Genomic DNA, 25,393 nt, shown 5'->3' with positions numbered 1-25,393 from the left:
CTTCTTTCCTATTTAGATTCAAGTTCCTTTACTATGTTAGCAACCTCAACCTTTGTATTCGTTCCCTCAGGAGCAAGTTCCAAGTATTTTTTCATATTGGTTACCGCTTCTTGTTTTTTGTTCAATTGCATATACCCGAATCCGATAAAACGGTAAGCTTCAAAATACTTAGGATCACTCGTAATTTCCGACAAGACTTTTACCGACTCTTCAAATTTATTTTGAACAAAGTAGATTTGTCCGAGCTTAAATTTAAGATCTGCAAAATCCGGCTTTACTTGAAGGCCTTTGTTAGCCGTAAGAAGCGCATTCTCGAAATCTTGATTCAACATTTGAATTGCTACAATATTGTTGTAGCCTTCGATCATGTCTGGTGACTTTGTAACTGCATTTTGATAATAACTCAGTGCTTTACTGAGATCATTTTGTTTCCGAGAGATATTACCCAGGTAGTACTCATAGATACCATTTGAAGCGTCGAGCTTTACACATTCCTCAAATGCTGACTTTGCTTCATCCATTTTTCCAGAGTTGTATAGAGCTAATGCAGCATCAAACTTTTCCTTACCAGGATTTGAAGTTTCAGTCTTCTTTTCTTGAGCTATAGGTGTAGGTGCTTCGGTTTCCTTTGCACATCCAGTAATAATCGCTAAAGACAATAGGAATACACCCACTAAATGTACGTACTTCATGAACGTTAGGTCCTCCATATTCTAGAAAATACTGAGATACCATTCTATATTAGCACATTCCTATAAATTAGTTGCTGAAAACAAAAAAAAAGAGCCTATTACTAGGACTCCCCAACTCTGAAGATAATAACTATGTTAGTAACTCAGCCAAAACCAAACCTTCCTTTTCTCCCAGTTAACAACGCATATTAATTATTGCAATGATACAAATTCGCATTCCCACGATAAATGAAAAATTGATGTAATGATCATTTTACAGAATATATACCACATGAAAATGTACTTCAAGAAAAGCAAAAAAAGGTTGCCGAGAAATTCTCGACAACCTTCTCCCCATAAAGGGGTTCTTGCACAGCTATTAGCGGTTGCTTACAGAACCGTCTTTAACTGCATTGTTTTTCTTATCTACAATGTTAGCGCCTTGGAAAGTAACATTGATTTGATCGTTCACAGACAAGGAGTTTGCATTGTATACTGCAACAGTTACAGACTTGTTGTCAGAATTCACTGTAAACGGTGTAGTATCTGCAAGTTTTGTTGTTGCTCCATTAACTTTAACAGTTACACCTGTAACAGCTCCTTGTGGCAAGGAGATTTCTTCAGAGAAGTTGATTACGAAGTTGGAGGAATCAACCAAAGCTACAGAAGAAGCTACTGGTTTCACGTTCTCATCCAAGTCTACTACGTCAGTATCTTCGCCAGCTTTCAAAGTGTTACCATCAACGTCTACAACGTTAGCAACTTTCAACAGGCGGTTACCGGAAGCACTAATGAAACCTTCTGGCAACTCGATAACCACTTTGTCTTTAGAGCTATCGAAGTACAGGTTAGAAGTGCTTGGGTTCAGTGCAACTCCATCCAAGGAATAGTTGCCTGCAACCAGAGCAGAAGAAGCCATTTGTTTGTTGAATTTAACCAACAATTTGCCTGGTGCTACTTGTTTAGTATCTGCATCCACTACTTCAACAACAGCAGAAGATTCGGAAGAACCAGTTACAGTCAAAGTAAATTTAGTATCAGCAGTAGTTGCGTTAGGTACTTTATCTTGTACTTTGCCTGCAGCGATTGTTACTTCATATTTACCTGGCTTCAGCTTAGCATTTTCAAGCAGGTTTTGTTCAGTAACTGGGAGTACCAAGTAATTCTCATCTTCACCATCGATTGCTCCGTTGTTGTTAGCATCATAATGGCTAGCAACTTGACCCAATGCTGCAGCTGAGATGTTAGTTACAACATTATCTTTGTCCGTGTACTTAATTGTAACGTTAGTGAGGCTGTTTGCATCAACATCCTCATCAAACTTCACAATCAGTTTATCATCTTTAGAAGAAGCAGACACAAATGCTGGTGCAGTGTTATCTTTAGTGAGCATTACAGAAGTTGTGAAAGCATCTCCTACCAAGCCAGACTTGTCAGTAAATGCTTCAACTTTAACTGTAGCATTCAGGAAGCTACCTGCCACATATTGCGCAGCATCAAAAGTAAATTTGGTTTTGTCAGTAGTATCTTGGTTGCTTGCACCCAGGGTGAATGTGTTAGAACCAATAGTTACTTTTGCATAGTCATCAGTAGCCTGATCTCCATCTGCATCAACGAGTTTAAGAGCTTCGCTGAACTTGAAGGTCAATGTAGTGTTTTTCGCAGAAACAGCTACTGTAGGCTTCACAGTATCAACTGGTGCAGTCAATGCAACTGTTGTTGGGTTTGGAGCGATGATGTTACCTGCATTGTCAGTAGCACCTACAATAACCAAAGTGCTAGCTTTACCAGCAGTCAAACCAGTAACTTCGAGTGTGTCACCGGAAAGTGTGTAGTCGGATGTGGTCAATGTTTTACCGTCAAGTGTCACAGTTCCCACAGATTTCAGTGGCTCGCTGAACTTCACGATAGCAGTAGAACCATCATAAGTTACTCCAGTGTAAGTAGGAGCAGTAGAGTCTGTAATTTTTACGTTGCCAAGGAATTCAGCAACTTTTTTGTTTACATCGTCTTTGCTGATGATGGAATCTTTCTTAACATAAACGGAGTAGTCACCGTTAAATGCAAGAGAGTTTGTGATAGTAAGAGTTTTACCATCTTCACTCAAAGAACCAGTTAAAGTTCCAAGTTGAGCAGCGCTTCCCAATCCAGCAACTGTAATATTGCTAGAGTTGATCACTTTAGTTTGAGCATTAAACAATTCGCCGCCAGCATTGCTTACTGGAATGCTGAAGTTGATCTTGATTTGGCTACCGCTTACAGCAGCTACGGAATCAACTTTCAGATCGCCAGTTGGTCCATCGATTGCATCGTTACGAGGATCGTAAGTTGCACCGTTAGAACCATCGAGGTTAGATTTCGTATAAACGCCTTCGAAATCGGATTTTTTCAGGTCTCTCTTAACTTTGCTGAACTCACCGTTCATGATTTCGCGGAGGCTTGCACCTTTACCGTCGAAGTCAACGTAGATCAGTTTGTCGAAAGCAGTTACTTTCATGTCAGCTGCAAATTTTGTTTTACCTGCATCTGTCAGGTTGAACAGGTCACGCAATTCATAGTATCTGTCTACATCTCCACCCAAATAAACACCAGATTTTGGTGCTGCAAAAGCGGAAGAAGCCATGCTAGCAACTACTGTAGCAGAAAGGATGGAAAGAGCTACTTTTTTATTCACGTACTACCCCTCCGTAAGTTTGATAGGAAGTCTCTATTTTTTGTGAGTGAGTATGTAATGAACAGCGGAGAGAGGTGACTCCCTCCGCTGTTCGACTCACGTAAAAGGCTTTAACTCACAAAATTATTTTTTGAAAGTTACGTTTGCTTTGTCAGTGTCGCCTTTTTCACTTGTTACAGTGATTACACCAGTAGTAGCATCTGTTTTGTCAGTAGAGAATTCGAATACGATTTCTCCGTTGCTTACTTTACCAGTGAAGGTTTCGCCGCCAACTTTGATAACTGCGTTATCAATCTCGGATTCTTTACCGGATTTGATTTCTACAGTTACAGAGTAAGAGTTTACTGGACCGATAGCGAACTGTTTACCAGTTGCGGAGTCAGCAATAGCATCCCATTTACCTGGGTTTGGAGTATCGCCTTTTTCTTGTTTCAAGAACGCTTCCGCTTCATCTTCCCAACCTTCTTTATCTACTTCATCTTCGTCGGAAATGATCAATACGTAGTCGTACTTGTTACCAGAAACGTCGGAGCTATCGATAGCAACGATGTAGTCGCCTTTGCTCACGCCGTCTACGCCTTCCAGATCATCGAAGATGTCCAGGAATGCAGTAGAAGATTTAGTGGAGATAGTGGATTTTTTGTCATCAGCATCTTTAACGGTGATGGTGTTGCCATCTACGTTAGATACCAGACCCACTTTGATTTTGTCGATGCTAGCATCTTTCCACTCGTCTTTGTCAGCGATCTTAGCGAGCATTTTCTCGTCGGAATCTTCGAGGTTGTTGTTAACTACTTCAACAACATCGTCCACAACTACTTCATCGTTAGTATCCAATTGGAATGCGATGAAGTCGCCGCGTTTGATACCACGATCGTCTTTCAGATCTTCGGAATCTTTGTCCAATGGGTAAGTTTTCAATTCGACTTTGTCACCGGTTTTAGTGAGAACTTGGATAGTGTCATCTCCACCGGATCTTCCGTAATCCCAAACCATACCGTATTGGGCATCGCCACCCAAACCGTCACCTTCAACTACGAAGATTGCTTCAACTTCATCTTTATTTTCGTCAACTGTGTAGTATACAGTCAGATCGTCTTCATCTGCGATGTTTTTGAACTTCGTAGCTTTAGCGTTTTTCAGTTCAGGACGTTTGTTTGCGTCTTTGATCTCACCAGTCATGTCGAAGATCGCAGTATCTTCATTTACTTCGTAGTCGTCAACCATTTCATCGTCTTCGTCAGCAAGTTTGTTCCAGTCAGTTCCAGAAGAACGAATCAGATCTGTTTTCAGGATACGAACTTTTTCTGCTTTACCTTCTTTGTCAAGTTCAACTTCAAGCAGAACGTTGCTGTCGTCTTTCTTAGGTTGGAGAAGCTCTTCCAGTTCGCTCTCGTTACCGTTTTTGTCGAAGTTTTTGCCGTTTACATCATAGATGTCTTTAGCTTCCAACTCAACATTCACTTTTTTGCCTTTTTGAGTCAATACAGTGAATTGCCATTTGTCTTTACCATAGTCATTGTAAGCTGCACGAGTAACGATTGCTTTTTGTTTGCGATCGTCGATTGGATCCTTAGTAGTTACGTGACGAACACGACCAGAAGCATCCAGGTACAGTTTTACTGTTTCGCCGTCAAGATCTTTGATCAGATCCCAGTTGGATCCATCAGTATCTTCAACGTCTTTGTTTCCGTTATCGGAGTAAGTAGCACCTTTGTAGATACGGTATGTTTTGTCTCCAACAGTCAGACGGTAGTCGTTGCTGTTACGCATAACAACTTTGTCTACTTTACCTTCTACAATCGTGTCAGTAGCGAAGATCAGGAACTTGTCTTCGTCACCTTCTGGATAGTAAACGCTGTAAACCATGTTTTCTTTCAGATCGCTGAATTTAGCTGGTTTACCATTGAGGAATACGAGGAAGTCTTTACCTTCATCTTTGTTTTCCAGCTCATTGAACTTGTCGTTGTCAATGTTCGTGATCTTTTTCTTTTCAACATCGACTTTGCTGATCACTTCAGAACCATACTTGCGACCTTCGTCAGTTTGGTTCATAGTTTGATCGTCGATTACGTGCATGTAAGCAATTTCGTTGTTGTCATCCAGAACAACTTTCACACCAAAAGTGAAGCCATCGCCATCTTTGATGATTTCTTTCAAACCGTCAACTGCATCAGTGTAACGTTTGAAGTTGTAAGTAACAACAGTGTCTTTGTTCAGACGGTAGGATTTCTCGCTAGCATCCAAAATCAGTTTCAGATCTTTCAGATCGGAGTTGCTCAGATCTTTAGCATCGGAGAACTTTTTGCCTTTCAGTTCCCATTCGCTCACACGGTCCATGATAACTTCTTCGTCTGTGGAACCTTCCATCCAAACGATTACGTCTTCACGGTCGTCTTTGATCCACACTTGTACGTGTTGACCAGCGAATTCGTTAGAGTTGATACCGTCAGCTACTTTGTAAGTAGTGTTGCCGATACCAGCATTTTTACCATTCAAAGTTACTTCGTTAGCTTTGATTTTGCCCAAACCGATAGCAGGTACGTTTGTTACCAGTGGCAAGTCATCGCCGTCACGGCCAGCTTCTTGAGCCCATTCCATGTCACGAACAGTAACTTTCAGGTACTTAGTCAAGAGGTTCTCGTTTGTTACCTCATAAGTAGCTTCAGTACCGTATCCTTTACGCTCCATCAGGTCTACACGAAGAGCGTTGTCGAGCATTTTGAAGATGTCGCCACGAACTGCTGCATTGTTAGGAGAAGTGATGCTTCTAGCAATGTTCAGCTCGGAAGCTTTGGAGATCATGCTGTTAGGCCATACACCTTTAACTGCTGGCTCATAACCCAGTGCACGAACGATCATAGTTACTGCTTCAGCATAAGTAACTTGGTTTTGTGGTTTGAAAGATTTGTCCGGGAAACCTTTTACGATCTCTTCGCCGGAAGCTACGTTTACGAAACCAGCAAACCAATCAGAAGATTTAACGTCAGTGTAAGTATTGCTGAATTGTGCCAATTTCGCACCTTGCTCCAGTCCGCGAGCGCGAACGATCAGAGTAGCGAACTCTGCACGAGTGATAGTTTTGTCTACACCGTATTCGCCGTTGCCATAACCTGCTACCAGGCCAAGAGCTTCCAGACGTTTTACGGTTTTTTCCATTTCAGCGTCCATTTTAGGAGCTGTAGTTGTTGCTGCTTCTTCTGCTGCGAAAGCCATTGGAGCAACAGTAAGTGCGAGTGCACTAGCCAATACACTGTTAACGACCTTTTTCATAACCTTGTGTTCTCCTCCTCTAGTATAAACAAATTGTTCTTGGGGAATATTTGTTGTTAATCTATCTTTCTTTTTAAAGCCCGAATCCTGCAAGCGCGTGTCACCTCCTTTCGCAGGAAAGCCTCGCTTTTTGTGTTAAAAATCTCTAGTATATTCAGTATTGTGTAAAATGCAACAATCACTAGTGTAACACAACTGCTAGAATTCGTGAATCTTTTTTACACAATTCCCCGTTTTTCGTGTGACATCCTATTAAACGCCTGAGCGAATCAAAAGTTGCGGCGCCTTCGAAAAAAAATTAAAGTTTTTTTCGTGGTTCGTTATTCACCTGTCCATTATGTACGAAGTGACATCCGCCACAATCCGTATTATAGGGGACATATGGCGGGCTGTCACGACTGAACCTTTTTCCAATTGGATTCGAAAGCTTACAAATCTTGTTTTCAGTTAGTTGCCCAGAGCTGTTTCAAAAGCTACAACAGCCAGGTTGTATGACAATACAGCCTTTTGGTACTCGTTCTCGCTAGTAGACAACGCTTCTTCGGACTGGATAACCTCCAAAGTAGTTGCGAGCCCATTCTCAAAGCGCAGATTTTTCAGGCGATAGCTCTCCGCAGCAGAATCCTTTGCAGACTTACGGAACTCAATCCCTTCTCTTGCCGCATTCAGGTTGAGATATGCTTCTGTTACATCTTTGATAACAACACGCTTTTGCTCATCGATAGCAAGCTTGGCTTTTTCCACATTATTGCGCGCCTGTTGACCTTGAAGAGTAGATACAGCCAAATACTCATCGATCAGCTTCACGTTCAGTTCAGCCAGCTTGAGCTCTTCTTCTGCTCTCGTAATTTCTACCCGGTTGGAGAGTGCCTGCTCCTTGGCTTGCTCGTTCGTCAGCTTAATAGGGGCCGTTTGCTTATTCGATGTGACGAGCTTCCATTCTTTATTTAAATCTACTCCGAGGAAGTCATTTAGATCCATAAGAGCAATTTCCACAGCGTTTTCTGCAGACTTCAATTGTGCTTTTGCCGCTGCTACTCCCATCTCTGCTTCCAAAACATCTGTTTTTGCATTCGTTCCCACATCGAATGCAGCCTTTGCTACCTTCAGCTGTGCTTCTGAACGCGCCAAGCTTTGTTTCTTCAAGTTCAAATCATCTTGAGCAAAAATCAGCTTGTAATAGACATCTTGTGCCCCTAGCTTTGTTTTTGCTTCAGCTGATTTTACGTACAGTGCATTGAGCTTTTTGTTCACTTTCCCATTCTCATTTGTCACATATTTGCGTTGTGCATCTTCCAGCGTTTCAATCGTACTGCTTGGCATTTCAGAGTTACTTACATAAGTAAGTGACTGATTAATGTCTGCATTTTTTGCATCCAGACGTGTCTCATTAAGCTTAGCATTTGACTTCAGAGCCTGTTCAACGGCTTTTTCCAAAGTCAGCTCCTCACTTGCAGCAGCCTCAGTAGTAGTCTGGCTCCCTGTACCGGTTTGTGTTGTTGTTTTATCATTTGATGCTTGTACAGTCGTAGGTGCCTTTGTTTGATCGGAGCCTGTATTCGCAGATGCCGTCAAGCTTCCTGCGCCTAGCGCTGTTGTTAATACTGCCGCCAAACTGATGGACATCCATTTCTTTTTCGAATATGGAAAATTCACTGAATTCCACTCCTTTATTTTATATTGAGCATAAAATTATTAACCACATTAAATATGTGGTTTGTCCCAAGATCACTATATCACAGAGTTATACTTCTCACACGCAAAATTATGCCATACCAGCATTTTCATAAGGGAATCATAGATAGCTCCTCCCTTTCCTTTTTTATTCCAGAAGCACCACATAGAGTACTACGATTATGTGTCAAAAACATTTCAGTGTTCGCCAACATTTCTTTTGCATGCTATCCTTTTCTTGAGGTGATTGTACGATGCTTACGCAATACAAAACTATCGCTGGCTACGGTGAGGACTATATCGTTATTGAACGCTCCCGTTTTATCGGATATGCCAAGCGGGTTACAACCGAAGAAGAAGCGACAGCGTTTATCGCGATGATTAAAAAGAAGCACTGGGATGCTACCCATAACTGTTCCGCTTTTGTCATTGGCGAAAACGATCAAATTCAGCGATCAAGTGATGACGGGGAGCCCAGCGGTACAGCTGGCAAACCGATTCTCGAGTGTATCAAGAAAAACGGTGTTAAGGATACGGTCGTCGTCGTCACTCGCTATTTCGGCGGAATCAAGCTTGGGGCTGGTGGACTCGTTCGGGCTTACACAGCAGGAACGGTTACTGCACTTAAGGCTGCGAAGATCGTGGTGCATACCCTGCATCAAACGATTTCTGTCAGCGTCGACTACACGTGGTGGGGCAAGGTAGAGAACGAACTACGTCTAGGCGAACATCGCGTGAGTGGTACGGATTTCACAGACAAGGTTACCACGCATGTATTGATTCCTGAGGGCGAACAGGATGAGTTCGTCGCGCGAATGGTCGATTTGACGAATGGACAAGCTCAGATCGTGCTCGGAGAAAAGGAATATGTGGAGGTTCCGGTGGACGCGGTTGGAGATGTGGAAGAAGAGTAATTTCTCAACGAAAAAAGCTGAAGAGGCGGATGACCTCTTCAGCTTTTCTTCTATTATATATAGCGAAATATATTCACTTACTGCTTAGGCAGTTTTTTGAGTTGGACCATCACACGTACTGTGATAACAGCCATCTCTGCACGAGTCAAATTATGAGTAGGCTTGAAGCTGTAGGTTGGCTTTTTCACGGATGGGTCATTGACTTCACCGTTCATCAGCTTACCTTTGCTGACAGCCAGCACAGATGGAGCTGCATAGTAGCTCACATCTTTCGCATCTGTAAACATTTTATTCAATGCCACTTTGGATGCATCGAGCGTAGCCAATTTCATGTTGAGCGCACGCGCAATCATGATTGTTGCTTCTTCACGCGTCAGAGAATCATCTGGGCGGAAGTAGCCTGGCTGTTTTCCACGAATAATCCCAGCGCGAGCAGCCGTCTCGATGTACTTGTACTCATAATCCCACGTATTCCGATTAGGACGGACATCCGTGAAGGTAGGCTCTAAAGGATCACGTTCATTGCTATCCTTATATGGACCTGCGTTAATAGGCAGTGCCAACGCTTTTACCAGCATTGTGGCAAATTCTCCGCGTGTCATGTCACGGTTTGCACCAAAACTGCTTCCACTGTATGCTGGCATAATGCCTTTTGCATACAAGGTCTCAATCGCATCACGGGCAAAATCATGGGTAATGACATCATCGTAGGATTCTCTTGTTTTCATGACCATGTAGTAACCAAATCCAGCAAACGGTACCTGCACGGTTTTCGCGCCAGTATTCACTACACCACCAATGTTTCTCCACTCGTCACCATTGTGATAGTAAATGGTCAAGATGTTGTTCGCAGCATTTACGATCGATGGATCATATTTAATGGTAAGTGTTCCACGGAGGCTTGGAACAAGATTGTCCTGCCAACGGCTCTTAAAGTCCTGAGCATCGCCTTCATCGTAGTATGGATCACGTCCACCCGGAGCCTCTATGTCACCTGCATCGACATAGTACAACGGACTTGCGTAGTTAAAGTTGGATTCGAGTACCAGCCTGTCCTCCAAATTGTCTTCTTCAATGGTTACTTGTCCTGTTGTTCGGTCTGCCATACCAAAATAGAGAGGCACATCGACAAAAATGTCTCCGTTTGGATTCTTCACTTCTTGGCCAGCACGGCTGTCATCTGGTGACAGCAATACGGTACCTTTTGGGAACTTCAGATCAAATTGCTTATCAAATACGCTAAACGCTACTTTCTTCCCTAATACATCACGATATTCAGCACCATTTACATTCGAGCTCGCATTGTAAATTTTGATTTCGTCTTTATAGGTGCTATCGCCTACTACAACCGAGAATTTCACTGTGTTTAAACCTTTTTTAAGTGGAACTGTAGATGTAAACACGTAGTAGGTTTCTGGAATTGTTTTTCCTTGGTCATCGTCGTAATAGAAGTCAGGGTTTGTTGTATTCGTTACTTTCGCTTCTGTTTTGCCGAACAATACTTTGTCCGCATTTTCCGCAAACACTTTTACAACTGCACTATTGCTATTAACGATGATGTACGGATCGTTTTCTTTTGCTTTTACTGGGGACAGAACTTCCCAGCTGGAATATTTCTGATCGATGTTGATGTCATAGCGAATGACAGTACCATTATCATCTTCTGCTACGATTGTGTAGACCGTTGATCCACCCTTTTTCAGAGTCAGAGGGAAGAGGGCCAGTTTTTGTTCCTGATCTTTCGCATCAGTTACAGCATCTTGCACTTCTTCAACAAGATCGCCATACTTCTTCGTGCTCATTTTCCCTCCAAATCGGGAACGAGACTGTGAATCAATGTTGTGCTCATCAAACAGGTCTTCCAAATCGTTATTCAAAGCTGCTTCCAGACGAGTCTTTACATATTCCTGATTCGTCGTGTCTTGATCCCAATCTCCACTCTTGTAGCGGAAATCATTGATCCGTTTTCCATTCTTTTCGATATATACATGTGTTGCATCATTTACAGTAAAGCTCAGGCTGCTCAAGAAGTTAGCACCCGTCTTATAGGATGGGTCTCCAGCTTTTTTCATCAGCTCTTCGGTTTTACCATTGGAGATGATCTCCAGCTTCACATCCTCTACAGATGGCGTCTTGGATGTGTTATATGAAACATTGTAGGTAAACACGGTTTTTGGATCGTCTTTTAACGTGATTTTCAGGACGTTGTTGCCCTTTTTATAACCGAGTTGGTCTTTTTGAATCAAGAATGTGCCCTTGTTGGTATCGATATCGGTAATGTTGATAGTTGCTCCGTTCAACGTCGCCTCAATATTACCCGACTTCAATACGTAGTTGTACACTTTCCCGTCAAGATTTCGGATATCGTTCTCACTCTTCACTTGATATCCGTCTTCGAAGCTGCGAACCTGTCCTGTTGCATCTACATAGGTGATTTGCGCATATGGAGTAATGCGAATATCCAGTGTATAGGCAGCAGATGTCGATGCTGTACCGCCATTATATCCAATCACCAATTTACCCTGACCCTGTGGAAGCTTTCTCAGCGTAAGTGTAAATCCATCGGTCGCTGTCTGGATAACATAGTCAGTCCCTGCCGCCAGTGTTTGTCCGTTGTAGGTAATGTTTACAGTAGAGTTTGGATTCGAGATATTTTGTGTGACGACCTTCAATTCCAGCGGCGAAGTAACAATCGTATTTGCAGCCGTTGGAGACAACTCTTGTGCATTCGCCAAATTAATCACTTTTGTAATATTCGGCTTCGTGCTGTCCAAGTACTTGAACTCGTACTCGTAGTTCGCAACATTAATAAAGCCAGATGGAGAAGTTACGGTATTGTTCGATGCTTTTGTCAAGTACTGGTAGCTCAACGATACTTTGTACGTTTTTCCATCCTGGAAGACTCCTGCTGGTACCCCTACAGTTACCGCATATTCGGTAAAGCCGCTTTGCGGATTGCCGATCGGTGTAAAGGTTAATCCACTTCCACTCTTGTATTCACTCTTACTTCCACCTTCGGAAATCGTGACCTTGAATTCCTGGAACTGCTGCTCACCAGCAATATCTACAAATTTCAAAAGTGCCGCACCATTCAATGTCATGGCTGGAGAATACGTTGCACCTGTTACCGTTGATAGTTGGTTCGGCTGTAGTGATACTCCACCCAGCATTACTTTGTAAAACTGATCAGAGCTTCCGGATGAGGTAGTGGTAACCAGCAGCTTGCGGACGAATGTTCCTACTTCCTTATTTTGGTTAAACACTCTGATCTCCAGGGTATTTTCACCAAGCTGCGATGGTACACTCAATCCAAAAGATCCGGTGCGGTTCACTTGTGTTTTGACTACATCACCTGTACGCAGGTTTTTCACTTCAACTGTATCTGCATTGAGTGCTTTTCCGTCCATGTTCAAATTCAGACGGTTAGTCGAAGGAACTGTGATATAAGTTGGACTCGAAGTGACATTCGGATCGTTCAGTGGTGTATCATTTACTTTCAAATCACTAACTAGTGGTGTGTTGTTGTATTGAACATAGAACTGGTAGTGCTCTTTTGTTACATTTCCCACCTTTTCATAGAAGGCGACTTGATTCAGACCTGGTTTCAGGCTGATATTGCTAAATGTAAAAGTACTTCCGTTAATCGATGGAGCAGTATTCGATAAATCCTGAACCGTCTGGCCATTGTTCGTAATCAGCTTGATTCGCAAGCTGCTTCCGGTTACACCACTACCATACGTACCAATCAGTGTGATTGTGGAATCGCCATAAACCACTGGGTTATAGGCTGTCGTTCCACCCGAAAAGTTTGTAATCGAAATCGGGCTATTCTGCGAGTTGTATTCGTAATAAATAACGTCACGCTCACCTGTATTTGGTGCAAAAAGCTGTACAGCATTCAGACCAGGAGATAAATCAATATCTGGCAATACGCCTCCTGCTCCCGTTACCGTTCGGACGGTCACTCCGTTTACTTGGACTTCGACAGCCTGTGTTTTATCCACTGCGGCTGAGATGCCATACTCGTATTCCAAGCCAGTTACTGTTCGGCTTGTAACCTTTTTAGGATTGCTTTGATGCTCACCTTCCCCAGAATTTTTGAATTTTAGCGGGCCTGTTCCCGAAGGCGAAGGAGTTGGTGTGTACTGAAAGTAGATCTCTGTTGTATCATTTGTTGGATCTAGCGTTACTTTTGGTCTTACCGTAACTTTAGTCACTGCCCCACTGCTGTTCAGTTGAAAATCCGGCAGTATAATTTTGTCATTTGCGAACAGTTGGTTATTCGCAAGGGGGACCCCATCAATTGTTACATCAACGCCTTGACCATTTTTCGAGGTATCTTTGTAAAATAGCTCGACACCATATATTAATTTCGATTTGGTCTTGAGTGGGGTACTGTACGCATAACCGTTACCGCTACCAGTCGCAAGATAGGCAGTTGGCGTCTTGATACCAGCCCCAGTATTCCAGTTGGAACCAAGTGCCGCAAAAGCAGGTACGGCAGGCAAAACACCTGTAACAATCAGCATCATCGTCAGGCACATCGCCAGCCAGCGACGGAATTGTTGATAGGACTTGTTCATTTTTTCACCTCTCCATATTATTCTGAATTGCTTATATGTCCCGCTCCAAAAAAGATCGGGCAGTATACTTCTCCCCTATCTTTATCGGACAATTCCCTTCTGTACTTAAGTGTTTCCCCCTAAATTTTGGTGAAAAAAAGCCCCAGCATCAAAATGATGCCAGGGCTTTTCTTATTTTCAATTCGTCCGACGCTGTTGTTCGGCTTGCTTAATTTTGATCCGTCTATACGTATTAATCAACGGACGGTGGCGACGGCTAACGAGTCCAACGATCTCCGTTCCAAGATGAATAACGATCAACAACGCAACCATGACGATAATCGTAGTCCACTTGGTCGTCTTCGTCAGTAGGATCGCCATCGTCCCGAAGAAAATGCTGATCGAGTAAATCGTGAGTACAGTCGAACGATGGGATAGACCCATGTTGAGCAAACAGTGATGCAAATGCCCTTTGTCTGGGCTCGAAATCGGCTTTTTGTTCACGATTCTGCGCACGATGGCGAAGAACGTATCCCAGAGCGGTACACCGAGCACAACGATGGGAATGATAAAGGAAACGAACAACGCTTCTTTAAAGCCCATGATCGACAGAGCAGCCAAGTTAAAGCCCAAGAAAAGCGAACCAGTGTCGCCCATGAACAGACGAGCCGGATGAAAGTTAAAGTAGAGAAAGCCCAAGATCGCTCCGAGGAGCACGAAACAGTAGGTCGCTACCTTGTAATCGTCCATCAACAAGGCCATGACACCCATTGTCCCTGCGGCAATCGCAGACACACCTGCCGACAGGCCATCGAGACCATCAATCAGGTTCACCGCATTCGTTACACCGACAATCCAAAACATCGTGATCGGAATCGCGAGCCAGAAGAGCCAGCCACTGCTGAAATCAATACTTCCGTTATACGGCAGATTCACGACGCCGATTTTCAAGCCAAAAGGAATGACGACAATCGCTGTTGCGACTAGCTGTCCGAGTAGCTTCCATTTTGGCGAGAGCTGGTATTTGTCATCGAGCATGCCGACGACCATCACGATCGTGCTTCCGATAAAAATTCCCAGCATTTCCGATATGCTTGTATACGGGACAAATAGGAAGAACGCAACCAGATAACCGATATAAATAGCCAAGCCACCCATACGTGGCATGATTCGCGTGTGTACCTTGCGCTGGTTCGGGGCATCGACTGCTCCTACTTTTACAGCCAGGTTTTTTACATACGGTGTTGCAATAAACGATATGATCAGCGAAGTCAGAAATCCGAGGATTAGTGTAGACATCGACTGTTCTCCTCTCTACGGATGCATCTAGGAACGGCTACTCCATTTTTCTTTCAGTACGGTTAGAACAAACCGAGGAATAGCCAGTTGACGCTTCCAGCGAGAAGGCTCGGAAGCAAGTCGATAAAACCATTCCAAATGCAGTTTTTGCCAGATCTCGGGAGCGCGCTTCACTTTCCCGGAAATGACGTCAAAGCTTCCGCCTACCCCCATCATCAGGGAGGCATTTAACTGATCGCGATACTTCGCCATCCATTCATCTTGTCTGGGCGCACCCAGTGCGACGAACAGGAGCTGCGGTTTCGCTTCGGCAATTTCTTGTACAATTTGAGTTTCTTCCTCTGGACGAAAATAGCCATCCCGACATCCGACGATTCGGGCGTTCGGATAACGAGCACTCAGTTTGTCTTTTGCCAAATGAATGACATCCGGCTTGGCGCCGAGTAAATACACGCCCCACTGATGTTGATCGGCTTTGGCCATGAGCGCTTCCAGCAGTTCCACACCCGTAACGCGCTCATAAATCGGCTGATTCGTCCATTTAGCAGCGTACACGATCCCAATTCCATCTGGAACGACATAGGCTTGTTCTACAATAGAACGGAAAGCGCGATTCTCTCTCGCTACCATGACGATTTCCGGATTGGCAGTCACCACGTGGGTCTTTTGACCGTTTTGTATACGCTCTGTTATATGATCGATAGTCTCACGGAAGCCGCGAGTCGTAAATGGCACATCTAATATCGTTGCGACCTGTTTGGTCATTTCTTCACCTTCAAGTGCTTGTTATTAAATCAATGTTTAAAAAGACGACTTTTTAAACTACCTTATTCATGCATGGAGATGCCCATTAGCCATTCTACCCGAAAAGAAAGGCACATTCAAGATGATCATGAATGTGCCTTATTTCCTGCCGTTAGGGCAAACATCAATCCACCCTCTGCTACTACTTTCCCATTTACCAATGCTTTTCCATGCCCTTTGCCGACGGTACCACGCACACGAGTAAGCTCAACCTCAAGTACCAGCGTATCTCCCGGCTTCACCTGATCTTTGAAACGGAATTCATCAATCCCTGCAAACAGTCCGATTTTTCCTTGATGTTCCTCCATGCTGAGCATCGCTACTGCCCCAACCTGTGCCAACGCTTCCACAATAAGGACACCAGGCATGACTGGATAACCAGGAAAATGGCCTTGAAAAAACGGTTCATTAACCGTGACATTTTTAATTCCAACTGCTCTTTTTCCTAACTCCAGCTCTTCAATTTTATCTATCAGCAAAAACGGGTAACGATGCGGGATGATTTCCTGAATTTGCATAATATCCAAAGGCGCTTTGATTTCCATTATGTATCGCTCCATTTCCATACTTAACTAGACTTGTCTATGCATGAATACCCTTTGACCAAGAAAACAATATACATAACTCCCGCCCCAGTTGAACTGACAAGCGGGGTTAAGATAAAAGGGGCACTTCCTCCCAAAAAGCGGGAAGTGCTCTTTTTCACCCTTACACGCGGTTCAATAGTCGAGCCTTTGCCAGATAAATCGCGCTCGCAATAAATGAGAACGCTATAACAGACCAAAGTATCGCTTCACTGTACTCATAGCGATACATTACCAGCGGAATGACAACATACAAAAGGACAGTTGTCAGCTTGCCGTAGGCGTTTGCCGGGACGGTTTTTTTCCCGCGGAAGTGGTAAACAGCTCCTGTTACTATCATTGCCAGATCGCGCACAAAGAAAAACAGGGCAGCCCATATACTGATTCGATCTGTCAAAAATAATGAGGCGATGACCGCCAGCATCATTAATTTATCTGCCAGAGGATCTAACATCATTCCGATGGTGGTCACAAGCTTATGCTTCCGCGCGATGTACCCATCCGCAATATCGGTCACTCCCGCCAAAATCAAAATGCCTAAAGCGATTTCAACATGATACGGAAACACCGAAAAAAAGACATACAGGTACAAAGGGATGAGCACGATGCGAAAGATCGTAAGCAAATTAGGAAGATTCACGGACATCCCTCCGTATTCAAATCGTCACTTCCTTTTTCAACCACTCGCCCTATTATACTCTGTGGACAAACACCACAACAAGTCCTCGAAAAAATAGGAGCCCCAACCATAGGGTTCGGGCTTGTCCAGCTTCGTTTTTACGTATCTTCAAACATTAAATCCCACATATGTTTGTAGGTTCCCAGATCGAATACGTCAGACATTGGCTGCTTTCCAACCCCACCGTATCCGATCATCAGACCGATGACCAGTGAGAAAAACAGCAGGAGTGGGACCAGCACCATCTTGGCAACTCTCAGCCGCCAATTTTTGCCGCTCCGTTCCCGCTCTTTTCCTTTTGACTTAACCTCTTCGGTCTGACGCGGGAAACGTTTGCTCTTCCCTTGTTCCATGCTCCTCTCCTCCGTCATGCTGAAATTATATGGGTTATCTGCTTCTCAGTTGGTTAGCAATGCCCATCATTTGATCACTGATGCCGACTGCACGTGAGTTCAATTGATACGCACGCTGAATGTTCACCAGTTGGGACATTTCCTCTGTCATGCTTACATTGGAGCCTTCCAATGCTCCTTGTCGAAGTGTAGCATCACCTGTAATGAGGGCATTCGTGTATTTGGTAGTTGGATTTGCACCGGAATCTAACTCAGCATCAAACAGATTCTGACCGACTTGCTGCAGCTGATCAGGATTGTCTACTTTCCAAAGACCGATATTGCCGTAAGAAACTCCATTTGCAGTAAGTGCTCCCTCGGCAGTAATTTGAATATTGGTGACTGGCTCTGGCAATACAATATTTACGCCGTTTTCATCTGTTAAAATGTGACCAGAGGTAGTGTGCAATACATAACCTTGTTCATCATCATCGAATGAGACCTTGAAAGAGCCATCGCGTGTCAATCGATTTTCCTCTTGAATGACATTGCCAGTAGCGTCCTTGATCTTGTGAGTGACAAGAAAATACCCGTTTCCCTCAACCAACACATCTGTTGGCACATCAGTAACTTTCACACTACCTTGACCGAGATCCAGCTTGGTCATGCCAAGACGGGCACCGCTTCCGATCCGAATCCCCACCGATGTATTCCGATTTTGATTGTCTGCTGCCGGCTGTTCATTCATCGAATCGGAGAGAAGCTCGGAAAACGATGCGACCCGGCGTTTGTACCCGATTGTATCAATATTCGCCAGATTGTTGGCTGTATTGTCCAACGCTTGCTGAATACCGCGCATAGCTGATGTGGAAATATTAAGCGACTGCATCTTTCCTACCTCCTATTATCCGTTAACACGACCGATTTCATTAGCAGCCTTATCCAACGTACCATCAATCGTTGTAATGACCCGTTGGTTCGCTTCATAAGCGCGAAGAACACTCATCATGTTCGTCATGGTTTGGCCAGGGTCTACATTGGAGCGCTCACGCCAACCTTGTTGCATACCGTATCGACCTGAAATCGTAGGTGTAGCGTACGTACCTGCTGCCAGAGCTGCTTGATCGTTTGCTTCAGCAACATCAATCGCTTCGACGTCCATGTCGCCTTCCCAACGGAATACATTGGTTCCCTCACGAACCAGCATCAAGGGATTGGTTACTACAGCCAGTCCCAAACGAGGATGCGCTGCCAAAGATTGATATTCATTCGTGTTCGGGTCTTTGTACAACAATTCGCCAGCTTCGTTGATCTTCAAATCTTGTCCAGCATTAATTCCACTAACTGGGTCATTAACTCGAATCGCCTGATTTTGATTGTCCAAAACATAGTACCCATCAGCCGTTACCAAGTAGCCTTCCCCATTCACGCTCCAGTTACCGTTTCGCGTGTAGCGAATATCCTCTTCTTGAGCTGGCTGCGTCAAATCCTCAATCCGCGCCACACTGTAAAACAACCGTCGCTCATTCCCATCCGGATCTGGTTGAATATTGTCCATCAACGCAAGATCATACGGATTGCGTGTCTCTTCAATATCCCCCTGCGCAAAATTCGGTAGCGCCTCCGACATGTATACCCCTGTGTGCAAACGCCCGATAATGGCAGGCTGTCCAGGCATAGTAGGGATGCCCGGAACATCCAGTCCTTCCTTATCATTCATGCGGGAGAGCAATTGCTCCGGAAATGCACGCATGACACCCACGTCCTGTTTGAACCCGGGTGTATTGATATTTGCTAAATTGTTCGCCAGCGATTCTTGCCTGTTCTGCAAAGCCAGCATGCCAGATGCAGACGTATACAAGCCTCTGATCACTTAAATCTTACCCCCTGAATAATCGCTTATTCGAGTGAGCCGGCATCTTGTCCAAATAGTCCAGCATCATTCCTGTTCCTTTTGCAACGCACATCATTGGCTCCTCCGCTACCAGCACAGGAACCTTCAGCTCCTCTGCCAGAATCTCGTCAATACCGTGCAATAATGCGCCGCCACCGGTCAGGAAAACACCCTTATCAATTATATCGGCAGAAAGCTCCGGAGGTGTTCGTTCTAAAACAGATTTTGAGGCTTGTACAATCGCACTCACCGACTCAGCCAGGGCTTCCTGGACTTCAGTGGAGCGGATGGTAATCGTTTGCGGCAAGCCGCTTACCATGTCTCGACCCCGAATGTCCATTTCGTCCTGGCGTCCGCCGGATACGGTTCCAATCTGAACCTTGATATCTTCAGCCGTACGCTCACCAATCAGCAATTTGTATTTATTTTTTATGTAACGCATAATAGCCACATCGAATGTATCGCCTGCTATTTTAATGGAGGAAGACGTGACAATATCGCCCATCGACAATACCGCTACATCGGTCGTTCCCCCACCGATATCCACTACCATATTACCGGACGGCTGAAAAATGTCCATACCTGCCCCAACTGCGGCAACTTTCGGTTCTTCTTCGATAAATACTTCTCTTGCTCCACCGCTGCGCTCAGCTGCTTCGCGAATTGCTTTTTGCTCAACAGACGTGATGTTGGTCGGGCAGCAAATCAAAATACGCGGACGGGCAAACATGCTCTTTCCACCAATTTTGTTCAAGAAGTGCTTCAGCATAGCCTCTGTGATTTCAAAATCCGCGATAACCCCTTCTCGCAAAGGTCGGATCGCTACGATATTTCCTGGGGTACGGCCTACCATGCGATAGGCTTCATTTCCCACGGCCAAAACTTTTCTGGTTTTACTATCTATTGCCACGACAGATGGTTCGTCTAGGACAATTCCCTTGCCTTTTACAAAAACCAAGACATTGGCCGTGCCCAAGTCGATTCCGATATCTTTGCCAAACATGAAAGGTCCTCCCTGATTACCAGTTACATTTCTACCTAATATCATAGGCTCTTCTACGTGAGAGGACAAGGAAATTCTTTCTTACACACTCTCCTCCTGTTCTACTCGTACTTTTTTACTACGCCGTTTGTACTTTATTTTGGTCGCTTCGCCTCCCCGAAGATGTCTGATGGCTTTGTGATATTCCAAAATTTCCTTTACCTGGTTCGCCAACTCTGGATTTATCTCAGGCAGCCGCTCAGTCAAGTCCTTGTGCACAGTACTTTTCGAAACACCGAACTCTTTAGCGATCATCCGAACCGTATTTCTTGTCTCTACAATATATCGGCCGATTTTGATGGTCCGCTCTTTGATGTAGTCGTGCACATTACTCGCCTCCTTGTATCTACATTGTCTGATACAATATATGGGTGCGTAGGGACACATATTCTACGTTTCCAAGCCTGACAAGCCAGCACGGCCGCATCTTTTTTCAACAGTTTGTACCACACGCAAAAAAACACCCGCAATTGTTGTATTTTGCAGGTGTTTTTCTAAATTCATCGGTTATTGATTTTTTACTTCCGTTTCAGCCTGAATCAAGTATTGCTCTGGATTGACAGGCTTGTTATCGATGCGAACTTCAAAGTGAAGATGTGCGCCAGCGTCTTTTTCAAAGGTGTTGCGCCCAGCAGACCCGATTACTTGACCTTGTGTCACTTCATCGCCTGGTTTGACTGTTACACTTTCCAGACTTTGATATACCGTAATCATTTTGTCTGCGTGCTCAATCTCAATCTCGTTGCCGACAAGTGGATCGTTCACCACTTTTACTACTTTACCCGCAAGAGCTGCGATGACATCAAAGCTCTTACCGTCCGTAGATACGAGGTCAATACCTGTGTGTGGGTAGAAGGTATTGTCGAAGCTCACCAATGCTTTTTGCTGATTGTCCTTGGACGCTTTCTCATCGTAGTAGTTCATGCCCACATTGTACTGCACGCCTTTTCCTACTGGCCAAGCGAGTGGTTGTACGCCACTTGTAGCAGGTACCGCTTCTTCGTTTTGCGGTGTAGTCGTCTCAGGAGCTGCAGGAGTTGTCACTGCCACGCCATCTCCGCTATTCGTCATTTTGGATACCGTGTCCATGACATTGCCCTGATACCACATCACAAAAGCGAGAATGATTGCTGCGGTGCCGATGTAGATTGCAGGAAACGCCCATTTCTTGCCCAAAACTTTTTTCCAAGAACTTGCCTTCTTGAATGGAATTGGTTGATTTTTTTGATCTTCCATTTTATTCATCACCTCATCCCTCAGTATCGCCAGAATTTTGACGTATAAACCTGAGAGAGTAGGGAAAAGTAAAAATTTGCTTTTCTTTTAAGCTGGGATCACACTTGAATACACTTGCAGACTAATTCCTTGATAGAAGTGCTTGACGATTTGCTCCGCGCTTTTCCCGCTTTTGGCCATTCCATTTGCTCCCCACTGGCTCATGCCGACACCATGACCGTACCCTTTGGTCGTAATGAAAACCTGATTGCCGCGCAAATCCAACGTAAAGGAAGAAGAGTTCAAATTGAGCTTTTCACGAAACTCTCTACCTGTAAACTCCTTGCCGCCAATGCTGATGGTTCCTACGCGATTTCCGGTTGTACGCGATTCGATCCGATACCAGGAACCATTGGTAGAAGCCTCCTGCGTGAGCTTGACGCCCAAATTCTTTTCTAGCTCCACAGTAGACATGACGACCGTTTCCTCATAGCGAGGAGATTGAATATCCCAAGGACTCGCAACGCTCTTCAAATAAGGAATGGGCTTTTCCCAATATTCATCCGAGTTTTCTGTAAAACCATTACTGGTGGAAAAAAACGTCGCGTCAATGGGCTCGTTCTGGTAGGTCAGGATAATCCCTGCTGTCGCCATAACTGCCTGCTGAATTCGTTTGTTTTTCCATTCGTACTGATCTCCCCAACGCTCTCGCCGCTGGTGCTCATCCATATAAACTTGATGCTGCACCGTATCCAAGACCTGACCACCTGATGGCACATCATCAAATTTGCCCTCTTTTACTCGTCGCACGATATAGGTCCTGGCCGCCAACGCCTGTGCTTTTAAAGCCTCCAACTCGAACTCAGCTGGCATTTCCGCCGCTACGACTCCAGTAATATACGTTTCTAGCGGCAATGTTTCCACAGCTTTTTTTTCTGTACGGTACACCTTTACTGGCATAGAAGAAGCCGATTCCTTCATCGCCGGTATGGCAGGCTCCGTGACGGCCACAGTCGGCTGACTGACAGGACCTATTTCTGGTGAAAACCAAAAGACCAGAGCAGCAGGCATCAGGACGAGCAAGATCGGCAAAGCGATAAACCACATGAGTAGATAGCGTTTCATGCAAGAGATCCTCCCCGTTACATACTAGACACGAAAAGTCTGAATAACCTACTAAAGTCTATGTTTGGTAACAGAGCGGTAGAACGAGAGAATGAGAGAGTCGAGAGAACGAAAAAAAGACCCCCTGCATACGCAGAGAATCTTTCGTTTTGCCATATGGTTGACGCATTTATCAAGCAAAATTAGGAGAGAAGCTTACTTTGATGGTTTCCGAAACTGCTTTTTCACGAGCCTTTTCTTCTGGAACCATACGTTCTACATCTGCGCCCAAAGCCAGCAGCTTTTCGGTAAAGTTCACATAGCCACGGTCAATATGGTGCAGGGCAGAAACCTCAGTCTCACCCTCCGATACGAGCCCAGCCAGTACAAGTGCTGCACCCGCACGCAGGTCAGTTGCTGCTACCTTGCTGCCTGTCAGCTTAGAACCACCTTCGACGATGGCACTGCGGCCTTCGATCTTGATGTTCGCATTCATGCGACGGAACTCTTCCACGTGCATGAAGCGGTTCTCAAATACTGTTTCGGTCACGATGCTCGTTCCTTCCGAAACAAGCAAAAGCGCCATCATTTGCGACTGCATATCTGTCGGGAAGCCAGGGTATGGCAGCGTTTTGAGGTCAACTGCTTTCAGTGTGCCTGTGCGGCGTACACGAATGCCGTTTTCTTGCTCCTCAATGTCCACGCCCATTTCACGAAGCTTGGCGGTCACGGATTTGAGATGATCGCAAATCGCACCTTCCACAAAGACATCCCCGCCAGTAATTGCTGCAGCAACCATGAAAGTTCCTGCTTCAATGCGGTCAGGAATGACACAATGTGTGCAGCCCTTCAGCTTTTCCACGCCTTCGATGCGGATCGAGCCTGTACCCGCTCCGCGGATTTTTGCTCCCATTCTGTTCAGGAAGTTCGCCAAATCAACGATCTCCGGCTCTTCTGCCGCATTTTCGATCAATGTGGTTCCCTCTGCCAAAGCAGCGGCCATCATAATATTTTCTGTTGCACCGACGCTAGCAATATCCAGGTAGATTTTCGCACCCTTCAATCGTCCTTCTACCGTCGCTTCAATAAACCCTTGTCCGATTTCGATCTTGGCTCCCATAGCCTCAAACCCTTTAAGGTGCTGGTCGATCGGGCGCGTACCAATGGCACATCCACCCGGGAGAGCGACACGAGCTTGTCCTTTTCTGGCTAAAAGCGGCCCCATCACGAGGAAAGATGCGCGCATTTTGCGGACCAGTTCATAGGACGCTTCTACACTCGTAAGCTTGGAAGCATCGATTGTCAGCACTTCATGATCATATGTAAGGGAGATTCCCATCGATTTCAAAAGGTCGCATATCGTCATGACATCGTCGAGAGCTGGTACGTCAGAGATGACACAAGTCCCTTCTTCTGCCAGGATAGATGCTGCAATAATAGGGAGTACGGCATTTTTGGCGCCAGATACTTTTACATTTCCAGACAATGCCTTACCACCACGGACAATAATTTTATCCAATGTGTACCCCTCCGCGTGCTAATATTCCACAGTGATGATTGGTGTACCTACAGTAATCCATGTTCCAGAATGGCTGTCACGATGCGTAGCCACCTGTAGATTCATCTTTTGACCGTTTAACGCGATGAATGATTCCCACATAGGGGTATACCCTGAAATGCTGACAACCGTCTCATCTTGCAAACGTTCTAATTCTGCCGCCTGGAGAGTACCAAAAATCGACAATATTTTACCCTCCTGTTGGTCAACACCCATCTTAACATTGTACAATCCGCGAATACAAGTGCTAATTTGCGGAATAAAGTCGGCGCTTTGCAGGGCATTCGTGAAGGTTTCCTGTACTTGTCCAATATATAGTAGGGAATCACGGTTTCCAGATAACTGAAGTACTAGATATACAGAAAATGCTCCATTTTTAGGAACTGCTGTCACCTCGTAGCTCAGATCCACCCCGTTTTGTGTGTATGTAGTCCTATATGCAAGTATGTTGTGCTTACGCGATTGTTCGCTTGGGGAAAACGGAATCTCAAGTTGTTGTGCCCATTTCGTCGCCAACTCTTTTACTTGTTCAGAACGCAGGCCTTCTCCCATCGCCGTACGCATACGTACCTGAACCGATACACCCGTTGCGCCCGTATCTTCCAGTACTTTCATCATTTCTGTCACAACCGGCTTTTCTTCCTTTGCTTGTGCAGGCATCCAATACACGGCCCCCATCACGAGCAATAGAGCCAGCACGCACCAACCAGACCATTTCCCCATTGATATCCTCTCCCTATGCTTACATGTATCTCTTTGTACTTCTCATTTTGTACATGTAGCTGGGTGGATATACCAGCGAATCGTCGTCTTTGGGTATTTAGTTGAACAAATTCCCGAATGTCAGGGACCAGCCCAAGTAATCAAGGAAAAAGCGGGATAGTTCATATCCAATCACAATGGAAAGAAAAATTTGCAACAGCTTCGCCTGAACGCCATTTGGTTTTTTCAAAATCTTATCAAAGCGAAAGGATTGCAACGCCCACCAAGCGAGCCCAATAAACGCAATCGATAAAATGATACTCAACAAGCCATATACTTCTTGTGGCATGCTCGTTACCTCCTCATTGCCTATCCGAGAATCATAGAAAAAGGGACGGCCCGATTACGAGCC

20 protein-coding genes are annotated in these 25,393 nt (G+C 44.8%); 1 reads left to right on the top strand and 19 read right to left on the bottom strand.

What is annotated here, in order from left to right; translation table 11 throughout:
* Window positions 1-8: 8 nt before the first annotated feature.
* The 4 genes from HP398_RS18635 to HP398_RS18620 form a co-directional block, all read right to left on the bottom strand.
* Window positions 9-692: a tetratricopeptide repeat protein gene (locus HP398_RS18635; RefSeq protein ID WP_173623346.1), complete on the bottom strand. Its 684-nt coding sequence runs from the start codon at window positions 690-692 to the stop codon at window positions 9-11.
* A gap of 358 nt (window positions 693-1,050) precedes the next feature.
* Window positions 1,051-3,345 (bottom strand): hypothetical protein, encoded by a 2,295-nt coding sequence (locus tag HP398_RS18630; RefSeq protein ID WP_173623345.1) that lies wholly within the window; start codon window positions 3,343-3,345, stop codon window positions 1,051-1,053.
* Window positions 3,346-3,468: 123 nt separating this feature from the next.
* On the bottom strand, window positions 3,469-6,618 hold the full coding sequence (locus tag HP398_RS18625; protein WP_173623390.1) for an S-layer homology domain-containing protein: 3,150 nt from the start codon (window positions 6,616-6,618) through the stop codon (window positions 3,469-3,471).
* A 447-nt stretch (window positions 6,619-7,065) separates the two neighbouring features.
* Window positions 7,066-8,274, bottom strand: coding sequence for a TolC family protein (locus HP398_RS18620; protein ID WP_017252325.1), 1,209 nt, complete (start codon window positions 8,272-8,274; stop codon window positions 7,066-7,068).
* Between the two features lie 272 nt (window positions 8,275-8,546).
* Here HP398_RS18620 and HP398_RS18615 point away from each other — a divergent pair, with 272 nt between their 5' ends.
* Window positions 8,547-9,206: a YigZ family protein gene (locus HP398_RS18615; RefSeq protein ID WP_173623344.1), complete on the top strand. Its 660-nt coding sequence runs from the start codon at window positions 8,547-8,549 to the stop codon at window positions 9,204-9,206.
* Window positions 9,207-9,283: 77 nt separating this feature from the next.
* Here HP398_RS18615 and HP398_RS18610 read toward each other — a convergent pair whose 3' ends face one another.
* The 15 genes from HP398_RS18610 to HP398_RS18540 form a co-directional block, all read right to left on the bottom strand.
* Window positions 9,284-13,789, bottom strand: a complete 4,506-nt coding sequence (locus HP398_RS18610; protein WP_017252327.1) for an S-layer homology domain-containing protein — start codon at window positions 13,787-13,789, stop codon at window positions 9,284-9,286.
* Window positions 13,790-13,966: 177 nt separating this feature from the next.
* Window positions 13,967-15,067 (bottom strand): glycosyltransferase family 4 protein, encoded by a 1,101-nt coding sequence (locus HP398_RS18605; RefSeq protein ID WP_173623343.1) that lies wholly within the window; start codon window positions 15,065-15,067, stop codon window positions 13,967-13,969.
* Between the two features lie 27 nt (window positions 15,068-15,094).
* Window positions 15,095-15,832 (bottom strand): WecB/TagA/CpsF family glycosyltransferase, encoded by a 738-nt coding sequence (locus tag HP398_RS18600; protein WP_017252329.1) that lies wholly within the window; start codon window positions 15,830-15,832, stop codon window positions 15,095-15,097.
* Window positions 15,833-15,957: 125 nt separating this feature from the next.
* Entirely contained in the window at window positions 15,958-16,416 is a 459-nt protein-coding gene (gene fabZ / locus HP398_RS18595) for a 3-hydroxyacyl-ACP dehydratase FabZ (protein WP_017252330.1), read from the bottom strand.
* Between the two features lie 163 nt (window positions 16,417-16,579).
* Complete coding sequence (locus tag HP398_RS18590; RefSeq protein WP_017252331.1) at window positions 16,580-17,101, bottom strand: CDP-alcohol phosphatidyltransferase family protein; 522 nt, start codon at window positions 17,099-17,101, stop codon at window positions 16,580-16,582.
* Between the two features lie 131 nt (window positions 17,102-17,232).
* A complete protein-coding gene (locus HP398_RS18585; protein WP_017252332.1) occupies window positions 17,233-17,487 on the bottom strand; it encodes a DNA-directed RNA polymerase subunit beta in 255 nt (84 codons plus the stop codon).
* A 34-nt stretch (window positions 17,488-17,521) separates the two neighbouring features.
* On the bottom strand, window positions 17,522-18,355 hold the full coding sequence (locus HP398_RS18580; protein WP_069850971.1) for a flagellar hook-basal body protein: 834 nt from the start codon (window positions 18,353-18,355) through the stop codon (window positions 17,522-17,524).
* Between the two features lie 15 nt (window positions 18,356-18,370).
* On the bottom strand, window positions 18,371-19,339 hold the full coding sequence (locus HP398_RS18575; protein WP_173623342.1) for a flagellar hook-basal body protein: 969 nt from the start codon (window positions 19,337-19,339) through the stop codon (window positions 18,371-18,373).
* A gap of 7 nt (window positions 19,340-19,346) precedes the next feature.
* Entirely contained in the window at window positions 19,347-20,363 is a 1,017-nt protein-coding gene (gene mreB / locus HP398_RS18570; protein WP_017252335.1) for a rod shape-determining protein, read from the bottom strand.
* An 81-nt stretch (window positions 20,364-20,444) separates the two neighbouring features.
* Complete coding sequence (spoIIID, locus tag HP398_RS18565) at window positions 20,445-20,729, bottom strand: sporulation transcriptional regulator SpoIIID (RefSeq protein WP_003388385.1); 285 nt, start codon at window positions 20,727-20,729, stop codon at window positions 20,445-20,447.
* A gap of 180 nt (window positions 20,730-20,909) precedes the next feature.
* Window positions 20,910-21,638 (bottom strand): M23 family metallopeptidase, encoded by a 729-nt coding sequence (locus tag HP398_RS18560; protein WP_069850979.1) that lies wholly within the window; start codon window positions 21,636-21,638, stop codon window positions 20,910-20,912.
* Between the two features lie 87 nt (window positions 21,639-21,725).
* On the bottom strand, window positions 21,726-22,742 hold the full coding sequence (spoIID, locus tag HP398_RS18555) for a stage II sporulation protein D (RefSeq protein ID WP_173623341.1): 1,017 nt from the start codon (window positions 22,740-22,742) through the stop codon (window positions 21,726-21,728).
* Window positions 22,743-22,914: 172 nt separating this feature from the next.
* Window positions 22,915-24,240, bottom strand: coding sequence for a UDP-N-acetylglucosamine 1-carboxyvinyltransferase (murA, locus tag HP398_RS18550; RefSeq protein WP_173623340.1), 1,326 nt, complete (start codon window positions 24,238-24,240; stop codon window positions 22,915-22,917).
* A gap of 18 nt (window positions 24,241-24,258) precedes the next feature.
* Window positions 24,259-25,002: a YwmB family TATA-box binding protein gene (locus tag HP398_RS18545; protein WP_173623339.1), complete on the bottom strand. Its 744-nt coding sequence runs from the start codon at window positions 25,000-25,002 to the stop codon at window positions 24,259-24,261.
* Window positions 25,003-25,099: 97 nt separating this feature from the next.
* Entirely contained in the window at window positions 25,100-25,330 is a 231-nt protein-coding gene (locus HP398_RS18540) for a DUF1146 family protein (RefSeq protein WP_106654755.1), read from the bottom strand.
* Window positions 25,331-25,393: the final 63 nt, after the last annotated feature.

It is taken from the genome of Brevibacillus sp. HB1.4B (assembly GCF_013284285.1).
Taxonomy (GTDB): domain Bacteria; phylum Bacillota; class Bacilli; order Brevibacillales; family Brevibacillaceae; genus Brevibacillus; species Brevibacillus porteri.
This window is presented reverse-complemented; position numbering and strand designations above follow the sequence as displayed.